Origin of the sequence: Rhodanobacter sp. LX-99 (assembly GCF_018599185.1) — a bacterium.
GTDB lineage: Bacteria > Pseudomonadota > Gammaproteobacteria > Xanthomonadales > Rhodanobacteraceae > Rhodanobacter.
This window is the reverse complement of record NZ_JAHFVL010000001.1, coordinates 583,360-593,798: the sequence shown is the minus strand read 5'-3', so window position 1 is coordinate 593,798 and position 10,439 is coordinate 583,360. Positions and strand designations below refer to the sequence as shown.

Here is a 10,439-nt window from a genome sequence, read left to right as displayed (position 1 = left end):
ATGATTCCAAACTCTTTTTTGATGGAGCAGTTCAATAAGTCTGGGGTAGAGCCACTTGATGTGCGGATAATTCGTTATAACGAGGAAAGCTTTGGTGATTTTGTTGCAGAAGTAAAATCGGACATTGGCTTACTGCGTGTAGAGAGAGAAAGGGGGCAGTGCTTTATCGATTACTTTGATGAAGAAAAAAATACATATGTTCGTGGCGATATTAAATGGCCGAAATTGTTGCCTATATTCAATAATGTGGTATGGGAACTTAGCGATCTCCTTCGTGTTATTAAGGCTTCATCGTAGTTCGCTAGAGAGAGTATGAGGAATAATGGTGAGTAATGAGCAACGAGAGGTTATCTCGTCCTATTCCCGCTCTCAGGCATTATAGCGGTCCACCCTCAGGAAGCGCACGTCCGATGAGGCAGGAAAAATAATAGGTGCAGCTAATTAAGGGAAATAAAGTGGCGCGGCTAATTAAGCCGCATGAGTCAGTCGGGGGGCTACCCCTTGAGTGTACCTGGGCGGGACGGCCGAGAGTACGTTCGACCATGGCCTGGAGAGCAGAGCTGCCAGGGGCGCGCTGCTGGTGAGGGTGGAAGCGGAGGGCGAGCAGATCGTCATCGCTTATACCTTCGCGTAGCCACACCCCGAATTAATTGGCTGCGTCCCCTTTGCGTGTTTATAGACAATGGCTACTTGGGTAAAATTAAAAGATCATACATGGTCGGGGTAACGCAATTGTATCGAATGGTGACTGCTTTGAATGCAGCACTTGTGGGGTAATACATTTATGAATTGGGTTATCGCTGGTGACGCGCAACTTGCTCGCTACTTCGAGCAAGAAAACGTTTGGTCAAAAGAGTGGGAACGGGCTGCCGGAAAGTACGCAGCAGTGCTCGATCATAATGATGGAGAATTGAATCTACCAATATGGGAAGCCACCTTTAATGGCAGGCGCAAATGTTTTGCAGCAGATGAAGTCTCCAATAGCGTTTGGGTCTTTGCGCTGCCTGAGCCTTAATTTTTGTCAGATGATGGCCGGCTCGAACTCCACATGCGACACCTTGCTATATTTGAAGCTCAGAGAAGGTGTCAGGAACACTTCCGGCAGTGGCGATCACGTCACCGTGGCCGCCGGCTACGACCTCAGCGATCTATAACGTGAGGGACGCGTGCGTTGGGTGGCTTGCAAATGGTTGGGAGTGGCCAGCTGCAGGTGGCGATTGCCGACAGGTGATCGAGCACGTTGAATGGCATGCGAATGCGCTTGGCCCCGACCACGAGCGGGGCAAGTCCTTTAGCGTTAGGCGATGACCGAGCGTCAGTGCTTCGACGGCATGCAGCAGCGTTCGGGCACGCTGCGCATGCATTCTCTTCAGTCCATCGCCAAGGCACTTTTGCAATACTTCGGTCGCGCGCATGGCGTGGCGGCACCTGGCTTCGTAACCCGTGAGAAATGACCGCGTCATGCACTCGCTGTTCCTTCAATATGCATGCAACAATGTTGATTGATTGAAAAGATTCGTGGGGAAACCTCAGCCCTGACACCGCTCTTGGGGCGCACTTCAGTTTTTTCGCGACCCGGCCGATAACGAGACGACGGCCTGCGCCGTGCGGACATGGAGAGTCTGAATCGACTTTCTTGGGGGCGTGTTGTCCGGACTATTTCGTGGTTTGCCTGGCTTGCTGGTGTTGCTGTTGGCGACGGCGCTGTGCGCGCACGCCGAACCGGCGGCGCAGGCAGCGGTGCGCGACACAGCGGCGTTCGACCAGCTCATCCGGCAACTGGACAACGGCGAGGTGGCTCTGAACAGCCAGGCGTCCGTTGACGACGCCCTCGACCGCCTGCGTGCCCTGCTGCCGTCCAATGACGCCTACCGGCAGCGCCGATACGAATACATGTACTGCTTCCTGGCGTTCGACAACGACGCCAACGGCGGCTACGCCTATGCGGGCCGCGGCATCGAACAGGCCCGCCAGGCGGGCGACCTGGAGGCGGAGGCCAACTTCCAGATTTGCCGCGGCCTTTACCAGGGCCGGGTCACCACGGAACGCGACGCGCTGCCGGCTTACGAGGAGGGCATCCGGATTGCCCGGCGCCTGGAGAACGCCCGCCTGATCGCCGACGGACTGACTTGGCGCGGCAGTGCCCAGTCGTTGCTGGGCGAGCAGGCGAAGGCGCTGTTCGATTTCCTGGAGGCGCAGCGCCTCTATGAAACCGTGGGCAATACGACGGCCGCACAATCCAACCTCATCAGCATCGCCACCATCTATCGACGACTTGGCGAATACGACAAGGCCGGCGACTACCTGCGCCAGTCGATGGCGTCGGCGCAGCGCAAGCAGGACAAGCAGGAACAGATGGTGGTCAACCTGCAACTGGGGTTTCTGGCGACCGAACGGGGCGATGCCGCGGCTGCGGTCGCGCCACTGCAGCAGGCCCTGGCGCTGGCGCGTGAAACCGGTTCGCGGCAAAGCGTGGGATCCGCCCTGCTGGCATTGGCGGAGAGCAGCAATGCCCGGCAGCAGTATGCCGAGGCGCTGCAGCATCTGGATCACGCCGCCAGGGAATTCCAGGCCGTCTCGGACAAGTCCAACACCGGCATGCTGGCCCTGCAGTCTGCCGAGGCCCACGCGGGTCTGGGCCAGCACGAACTGGCCGCGCGCGAGTTCGACATGGCCGAGGCGAACGTCAGGCACAGCAACAACATGCGTTACCTGGCCGAGCTCTACGAGGAGCGTTCGAAGAACCAGGAGGCGTTGGGCAAGCCAGCCGCTGCGCTGGCCGATCTCAAGCTCAAGATGAAGGCCGATGCCGCGCTGGCGCGCATGGCCAAGACCCAGATCACCACACTGATGAGCTACCAGTTCGATACCGAACGGCGCGAGTTGGAGAACCGCAAGCTGGCTGCCGACAAGGCGCTCAGGGAGCAGCAGCTGGCCGCGCTGGAGCGCGTTCGCGGCTGGCAGCGCCTGGCCATCCTGCTCGCCGGTGTGCTGCTGTTGCTGATGCTCTGGCTGGCATGGCGGCAATGGCGCCAGAGCCGTCGCCTGCACCGGCTGGCACTCACCGACCCGCTGACCGGCATCTCCAATCGTCGTCATATCGAACACATGCTGCGCATGGCCGTCGACGAGGCCCGCCGTGCCCATCGCGGGCTGACCGTGATCATGCTCGACATCGATCACTTCAAGCGCGTCAACGACAACCATGGTCACCCGGTTGGCGACCAGGTGCTGGAGCAGATCGTCCAGGCCTGCCAGGGTGCGCTGCGCCAGTTCGATAGGCTCGGTCGCATGGGCGGCGAAGAGTTCCTGGTCGTGCTGCCCGATACCGATATCGAGGGTGGCCTGCAGGTGGCCGAGCGCCTGCGCGCCAACGTGGCTGCCGCGCGGCCGACGGTCGCCGGCATCGAACTGCAGCTATCGGTCAGTCTCGGCGTCGCCCAGTTGAGGCACGCCGATACGGGTGCTGCTTCCCTCGTGCGGCGCGCGGACGCGGCGCTGTACCACGCCAAGGACAACGGCAGGAACCGGGTCGAGGCCGCTCCGTAGCGATCGGAGTGGCCGGGATGCGATCGCCGTCACCCTGGCCGACTGCGCGTGAACCCGGTCACCTTTTTCGCGCCGCCATCAGCCGCTTGTCGGGCAATTGCTACCGCTTGTCGGCTGGAGACTGGCCGGGCCGGGGCCGATAGGTACAGTGGCTGCAGGGGTATCAGGGAGAATTCCATGCAAGTCCTGTCGCGTCAGCGAGGCGTCTCGTTGATCGGAGCGCGCAAGCCGAAAAATGTCGGCGGTCGCTCGCCGGAGTGCGGATCAGTACGGGGCGCGGCGCAGCCGCGCGAGCGCGGCTTCACCCTGGTGGAACTGCTGATCACCATGGCCGTGGCCCTGGTGCTGATCATGATCGCGGTACCCAGCTTCAAGTCGCTGACGCTTTCCAACAAGCTCAACACCGCCGCCAACGACATCGTCAACGCGATCCACGTGGCGCGGATGGAAGCGGTCAAGCGCAATGCGAATACCCAGCTGTGCAGCAATTCGGCCAGCGCCAACACCTCCGACACGCTGGGCGGTGCCTGCACCACCCAGACCGGCGCGGTCTATGCCCTGACCAGCAGCGGCGCCGCCAGCCCGGTGCTGGCGGCCACGCCAGGCATCACCGGGGCCGTGCAGTTGAAGGGTGACGTGACGGCGATCCGCTTCAGCGGGCAGGGCCTGGGGCAGAAAGTCGGCACCACGGGTTCCTACACCGGTACGGTGGCCGACGTCTGCACCAGCCAGATGAGCAAGGACAACCATCGCGTGATCGCCATGACGACCGGTTCGATCCTCGTGACCACCACCAGCTCGGGAGCCTGCCCATGATCCGCCGCTCCGTTCCAGTCACGCCGCGCATCGCGGCGCAGTCCGGCGTGGGCCTGATCGAGGTGCTTATCGCCGTGCTGGTGCTGTCCATTGCCTTTCTGGGCATCGCCGCGCTGCAGGCCGTGTCGCTTTCCACCAACAACAGCGCGATGGCGCGCAGCATGATCACGGTTGCGAGCTACTCGATCCTCGATGCGATGCGGGCGGACATCAGCGGTGCCCGCAACGGGGACTACAACACGCCCACACCGATTGCAGCCAACGCCTGCCCCGCAGCAAGTGGTTCCCTGGCCAGCGTCCAGCTCAACCAGTGGTGCAGCCAGGGACTCGGCAACAAGAGCCTGGGCGCAGTCGCCAGCACCACCGGCAGCATTGCCTGTACGGCCGTCGGCACGGCCAGCGCCGACTGCACCGTCACCATCACGTTCGACGACAGCAGGGCGGGCGTAGGCGGCACCAACCAACAGCAAATCGTCACCAGGGCCATGCTATGAGCAGTCATCCCATGATCTGTCGTGGCGCAGCCCGTCGCCTGCCCAAGTCGATGAAGCTGCTGGCAGGCTTCACCCTGATCGAGCTAATGGTCGCGATGCTGCTGGGCTTGATCGTCATCGGCGGCGTGGTCAGCGTGTTCCTGGCCAACCAGCGCACTTATCGCACCAATCAGGCGCTGGGCGACGTGCAGGACGGCTCGCGTATCGCGTTTGAGTTGATGGCGCGAGACATCCGCAATGCCGGACTCAACCCCTGCAACAACGATGGACGCATGGCCAACGTGCTCAACAACAGCGGCACCGACTGGTGGGCGAACTGGGCCAATGCGCTGCGCGGCTACAGCGGCAACCAGGGCGATCCGGCGACGGGAAGCATATTCGGCACCGCCCAGGGACAACGGGTCGCCAACACGGATTCCGTGCAGATCCTCGGTGCCATCGACGCGGGCCTGAGCGTGGCGGAGGACAAGGAGCCAGCGGCGAACTTCAAGCTCAACGACAAGACCACCGACCTGCAGTCCGGCGATATCGTCATCGTGTGCGATCCCGACCATGCGGTGATGGTGCAGATCAGCAACTACAACAACAACACCGTCACCTTCGTGCACAACACCGGCAACACGGTCAGCCCGGGCAACTGCTCGAAAGGCCTGGGCTACCCCAGCGACTGCAGCAGCACCAACGGCAATCTCTACCAGTTCGGCAACAACTCGCAGATCGCCAAGCTGGGCGCCGCTGACTGGTACATCGGTAACAACCCGGTCAAGGGCGGGCGCTCCCTGTATCGAGTTGCGATAGCCACTGATTCCACCAGCGGAAACGTGGGCCTTGGGCCTGCGCAGGAAATGGTGCGGGACGTCAACGACATGGCCATCCGCTACCACGCGAAGGGCAGCGCCTCGTTCTTGCCTGCCAGTTCGATCACCAATTGGGCCTTGGTCGATGCCGTGCAGGTCACGCTGACGCTGCAGAGCGCCGACCAGCGCGCCGGCACCGACGTCAAGCCGCTGACACGTACCTTCACTGCCACCACCACCGTGCGCAACCGGGTGAACTGACATGAACCGCGTTCTTGCATCCTCGTCCGCGTTCGCGGCGCAGCCGTTCCGTCGAGGCGGCTTGCCACGGTTTCGCCGCACCGGCCAGCGTGGTGTGGCACTGGTGGTAGCGTTGATCCTGTTGGTGGTGATCACCCTGGTCGGACTGGCCGCGGTGCGCGGCACCATCATGCAGCAGAAGATGGCAAACAACCTGTATGACCGACAGGTCGCCTTCCAGAATACCGAGGCGGCCATGCGTGCGGCGGCAGCGCTGGTCAGCACCAATCCCGGCATCATCGCCCGCAACTGCCAGGCCGCCAGCGTGGTGTGCCTGGGCAATCCGTTTACCGATCCTCAATTCCCGGCCGGCAAGATCCAGACGGTGGCTACCGGCACCGCGGCAGGGCAGTTCACGGTCGGCAGCGTCGCCGCTGGCCAGCCGCAGTACGTGGTGGAGAACATGGGCAACTGGGTGGATACCACCTCCAGCACAGGCTTCAACCAGAGCGCCAACTCGCAGAACTACGGTGCACAGGGGACATCCACCACGGCGGTGTACTACCGCATCACCGCACGTAGCGGTGACCCCACTGTGGTCGGTGATCGTGCCGTGGTCACGCTGCAGGCGACGATCAAGCAGCGTTGATCGGCAAGCACAGACAAACAGATAGATCGCATGGGACGACCCATGCCGCACCACCCAGGAGCGGAACCGCCATGAACATCATCTCCCGCCTGCATCGCAAGCCCGGCCGCTTTCTCGGCAGGGCGCTGTCGGCCGGTTTGTCCGTATGGATGCTGGGTGTTGCCTTCTCGCCAGCGCTGGCCACCGTCCCCGTCGATCAGGCGCCGCTGATCATCCAGAAACCACTGCCGCCCAACATCGTGCTGATGCTGGACGATTCGGGGTCGATGGCGTGGGACTTCATGCCGGATGCCGGTTACCTGACCGGCAACCTCACGGCACGTGACGAGAACTGGAGCAAAAGTACGTACGAGAGTGCCGATGCGTTGCGCAGTTCGGGTGTCAACGGTACCTATTACAACCCGAGCGTCACCTATGCGCCACCATTGAAAGCCGATGGTTCCAGTTATCCAACGCCGACGGCACTGAACGCCGCCTATAGCGACCCGTTCAGCAGCGCGAGCACAACAGTGGATTTGACGCGGCACCTGTCGCCGTGGATGTGCGACTACAACAACTACAACAGATCGCAATCCGGTCAATATCCTTGCCCGAATTCGCTGTATTACGCCTTCCCCTACTACACGGCGTTTCCAGCAGGCAGCACCACCTATGCGCCAAGCCTGTCGTGCCCCTACGGTGGGAGTGTGCAAGGAGGCTTCTGCAAATCTTCGTATTACGGGTATTACGTCCCGACGGTCAGCTGCAAGTCCGGCACGAGCGACAGCTACAACGCAGGCACGGGTTGGTGCGAAACCGGCAACACCACCTACACCTACCTATTCACCTACGCCATACCGGGCAGCACGGCGGGCACCTATGTGCGGCGTTATGTGGGCCAGTCGTCCACGGATTGCGCGGTGGCGCCTGCGGGCACCTGTGCCTACGATGCGGCGACACAGCAGAACGTTGCTACCTGGTTCTCCTATTACCGCAAGCGCATCTTGATGGCCAAGAGCGGCCTGATGAATTCGTTCGCCTCCATCGACCCCATGTTCCGGGTCGGCTTCGGTTCGATCAACGGCAATAATGATGCCAACTTGCCGACACCGAACGACAAATACGGCAGCAACGATAACTACATAGCGAAGGTCCTACCCTTTGGCGATGGATCGGCCGGTACCCAGAAAGCCAATTTCTGGAATTGGGTTGCCGGAAGCAGTGCCAATAACAGCACGCCCTTGCGCAGGTCCCTGGATGCCGTCGGCAAGTACTACCAGACGAACCAGCCTTGGCAGACATCGTCGGCCGACACGACCGAACTGGCTTGCCGGCAGTCGTACACCATCTTGACCACGGATGGTTTCTGGAATGGTGATACGCCAAGCAATATCGGCAATGTGGACAACACCAAAGCGACTTTGAGCGGTAGCAATAACCAAACCTATACCTACACGCCTGCCGCACCGTATTCGGACAGCACTTCGGACACGCTTGCCGACGTGGCGATGAAATACTGGGTGACCGACTTGCGCAGCAGTACGCCCAACGAGGTGCCGACCAGCACGGAGGACCCGGCTTTCTGGCAGCACATGACCACGTTCACCCTGGGCATGGGCTTCGCGCCGACCGGCATTTCGCCTGCGGGCACGACGGTCAAGCAGATCTTCGACTGGGCCAACGGTGGCACGGCCGTTCCCAATTTCAGCTGGCCGCAGCCAGCATCCAATTCCATCAACAATATCGCCGACCTTGCTCACGCCGCCGTCGACGGCCATGGCGGCTTCTATTCCGCCACCAGCCCCGAGGCGTTCGCCAGCGGCATGAAGGATGCGTTGAAGCGGGCCTCCGAACGCGTGGGCACTGGCGCCAGCCTGGCGGCCAACTCCACCCAGTTGAAAACTGGCACGGTGGCGTACCAGGCCAACTACTACACCGCCAAGTGGAAGGGCGACCTGAAGGCGCTGGCGGTGAACCCCAACTCAGGGGCGATCGCCGCGACGCCGACGTGGACTGCGGCAGGCTCAATGCCGGCGGCGGCCAGCCGGAACATCTGGACCTATAACCCCGCGGTGACCGGGAAGACCTCTCCCTACGTGGTATTCCAGAACGGCACCGGCAGCACGCCGCCCGCACTATCCACCGCACAACTCAGTGCACTGGGCAGTACTGCCGCCGCCCAGGCGAACATGGTCAACTACCTGCGCGGCGACGCCGCGCTGGAGCAGAAGAATACCGGTGGTACTTACCGCAACCGCGATACGCCGCTGGGCGACATCGTCGATTCGCAGCCGGTCTACGTGGGAGCTCCCGACCCGAACCTGTTCGCCAACCAGACCTTCACGGGTTCGTCTACGTACCTGGCCTTCGCCAGCGGCACGACCGACAACCAGGGAAATTTCACGCCCAGCACTGCCGCCTCGCGCGCCGGGCTGATTTATGTCGCTGCCAACGACGGCATGCTGCACGGCTTTGACGCCACCACCGGCACGGAGAAGTTCGCCTACATTCCGGGCGCCGTGCTCACTGCCGGCATCGCCGGCGGGCTGGTTGGCCTCAGCCAGTTGTCCAGCCCTGATTACGGCACCACGGTGGGCGCGCCGCACCAGTATTTCAACGATGGCGAACTGACCGTAGCGGACGTCTACATGGGCAGCACCTGGAAGACCGTGCTGGTGGGCACCACCGGTCGCGGTCTGGCCAAGGCGGTCTATGCCTTCGACATCACCGATCCGACCGCGATCAAGTTCCTGTGGGAGCGCTCGGCCGGCGACGGCAAGACCAACAGCAACTACATCGGCCAGATGTCCGGCAAGCCGGTGATCGCGCAGACGGCGGACAGCACCTGGTCGGTGCTGATCGGCAACGGCTACAACAGCTCGGCCGGCGTGTCGGCCCTGCTGCAGTTCAATCTCGCCACCGGTGCGCTCAGCGTGCATGCAACCACCGACACCGCCGCCGACAACGGCCTGGCCGCTCCTGGCGTGTGGATGGATCCGGCAGGTACCGGCGTGAGCACGGTGGCCTACGCCGGCGACCTTCACGGCAACGTGTGGTCGTTCACGCTCAACACCGGCAGCGGCACGACCACCGCTACGCCCAGCAGTACCGGCAGCCTGCTGTTCGTGGCCAAGGACAGTTCCGGCAATTTGCAGCCGATCACGGGCGGCATGCTGGTGGGCAAGGATCCGGCAAACGGCAATACCTGGGTGTTCTTCGGCACCGGCCAGTATTTGAGCACGACCGACCTCACCAATACGGCCACCCAGAGCTGGTACGGCCTGATCGTGCAGACCACCAATGCAACCAACAGTCCGGTGATCGCCTCCACCATGACCCGCACCGACAACCTCGTGCAGCGCGCCATCGTGGCGGAGACCGCAGGCAACCCCGACGCGACGCCGCCGGTATCACCGGCACGGGCGGTGACGCCAACGCCGACCTCTTCCGACATGACGGGCAAGTCGGGTTGGTACATGGACCTGCTGTCGCCGACCGGTACGGGCGGTGCCCTCGTGGCCCAGGGCGAGCGGATCGTGACTTCCAACCAGTTCCAGGGCAACCTGCTGCTGGGCACCACGCGGATTCCGCAGGCCGCCGACGTGTGCAATCCGTCCGGCAGCGGCTGGATCATGGCGATCAACCCGTTCACCGGCACCAACCCGTCCGACAACTTCTTCGATGTCAACGGCGACGGCATGGTGAACGCATCCGACACGGTTACCGTGAACGGCAAGAGTTACCCGGCGGCCGGCATCGGCTTCAGCTCGCTGCCCAACAACCCGATCTTCGTGGGCGGCAGCATGCTGGTGAGCTTCGACAACGGTTCGAACAGCAGCATCACTACATCAGGCTCGACCGGCAGCATCCAGCGGGTTTCGTGGCGCGAGCTGATCAGCCAGTAAAGGAATGGAA

General features: G+C 62.2%; 8 protein-coding genes and 1 pseudogene. 8 read left to right on the top strand and 1 reads right to left on the bottom strand.

The features are described 5' to 3' along the window. Together KK131_RS02910 and KK131_RS02905 are read left to right on the top strand one after the other, a co-directional pair. On the top strand, positions 1–297 hold the full coding sequence (locus tag KK131_RS02910) for a hypothetical protein (protein WP_214555162.1): 297 nt from the start codon (positions 1–3) through the stop codon (positions 295–297). A 487-nt stretch (positions 298–784) separates the two neighbouring features. After that, positions 785–1,015 (top strand): hypothetical protein, encoded by a 231-nt coding sequence (locus tag KK131_RS02905; protein ID WP_214555161.1) that lies wholly within the window; start codon positions 785–787, stop codon positions 1,013–1,015. Positions 1,016–1,245: 230 nt separating this feature from the next. Here the strand turns inward: KK131_RS02905 and KK131_RS17600 are convergent. Further along, positions 1,246–1,415 (bottom strand): annotated as a pseudogene (locus KK131_RS17600) (IS4 family transposase); the annotation flags it as partial. A gap of 268 nt (positions 1,416–1,683) precedes the next feature. Here KK131_RS17600 and KK131_RS02895 point away from each other — a divergent pair. The 6 genes from KK131_RS02895 (at position 1,684) to KK131_RS02870 (ending at position 10,429) form a co-directional block, all read left to right on the top strand. After that, a complete protein-coding gene (locus tag KK131_RS02895; protein ID WP_345777238.1) occupies positions 1,684–3,549 on the top strand; it encodes a diguanylate cyclase in 1,866 nt (621 codons plus the stop codon). Positions 3,550–3,726: 177 nt separating this feature from the next. After that, the gene (locus tag KK131_RS02890) at positions 3,727–4,365 is read left to right on the top strand and encodes a GspH/FimT family pseudopilin (protein WP_214555159.1); all 639 of its coding nucleotides are present in this window, start codon (positions 3,727–3,729) and stop codon (positions 4,363–4,365) included. After that, positions 4,362–4,859 (top strand): type IV pilus modification protein PilV, encoded by a 498-nt coding sequence (gene pilV / locus KK131_RS02885; protein WP_214555158.1) that lies wholly within the window; start codon positions 4,362–4,364, stop codon positions 4,857–4,859. The genes KK131_RS02890 and pilV overlap by 4 nt, the downstream gene beginning before the upstream one ends. An 11-nt stretch (positions 4,860–4,870) precedes the next feature. Continuing rightward, positions 4,871–5,917, top strand: a complete 1,047-nt coding sequence (locus KK131_RS02880) for a prepilin-type N-terminal cleavage/methylation domain-containing protein (RefSeq protein WP_250887138.1) — start codon at positions 4,871–4,873, stop codon at positions 5,915–5,917. Position 5,918: 1 nt separating this feature from the next. Then, positions 5,919–6,545 (top strand): PilX N-terminal domain-containing pilus assembly protein, encoded by a 627-nt coding sequence (locus KK131_RS02875; RefSeq protein WP_214555156.1) that lies wholly within the window; start codon positions 5,919–5,921, stop codon positions 6,543–6,545. Positions 6,546–6,616: 71 nt separating this feature from the next. Then, a complete protein-coding gene (locus tag KK131_RS02870) occupies positions 6,617–10,429 on the top strand; it encodes a PilC/PilY family type IV pilus protein (RefSeq protein ID WP_214555154.1) in 3,813 nt (1,270 codons plus the stop codon). Positions 10,430–10,439: the final 10 nt, after the last annotated feature.

What these genes read in the sequence shown, in the direction of transcription:
- KK131_RS02910 (WP_214555162.1), top strand. Translation starts at nt 1, where the DNA reads ATGATTCCAAACTCTTTTTTGATGGAGCAGTTCAATAAGTCTGGGGTA.
- KK131_RS02905 (WP_214555161.1), top strand. Translation starts at nt 785, where the DNA reads ATGAATTGGGTTATCGCTGGTGACGCGCAACTTGCTCGCTACTTCGAG.
- KK131_RS02890 (WP_214555159.1), top strand. Translation starts at nt 3,727, where the DNA reads ATGCAAGTCCTGTCGCGTCAGCGAGGCGTCTCGTTGATCGGAGCGCGC.
- pilV (WP_214555158.1), top strand. Translation starts at nt 4,362, where the DNA reads ATGATCCGCCGCTCCGTTCCAGTCACGCCGCGCATCGCGGCGCAGTCC.
- KK131_RS02880 (WP_250887138.1), top strand. Translation starts at nt 4,871, where the DNA reads ATGATCTGTCGTGGCGCAGCCCGTCGCCTGCCCAAGTCGATGAAGCTG.
- KK131_RS02875 (WP_214555156.1), top strand. Translation starts at nt 5,919, where the DNA reads ATGAACCGCGTTCTTGCATCCTCGTCCGCGTTCGCGGCGCAGCCGTTC.
- KK131_RS02870 (WP_214555154.1), top strand. Translation starts at nt 6,617, where the DNA reads ATGAACATCATCTCCCGCCTGCATCGCAAGCCCGGCCGCTTTCTCGGC.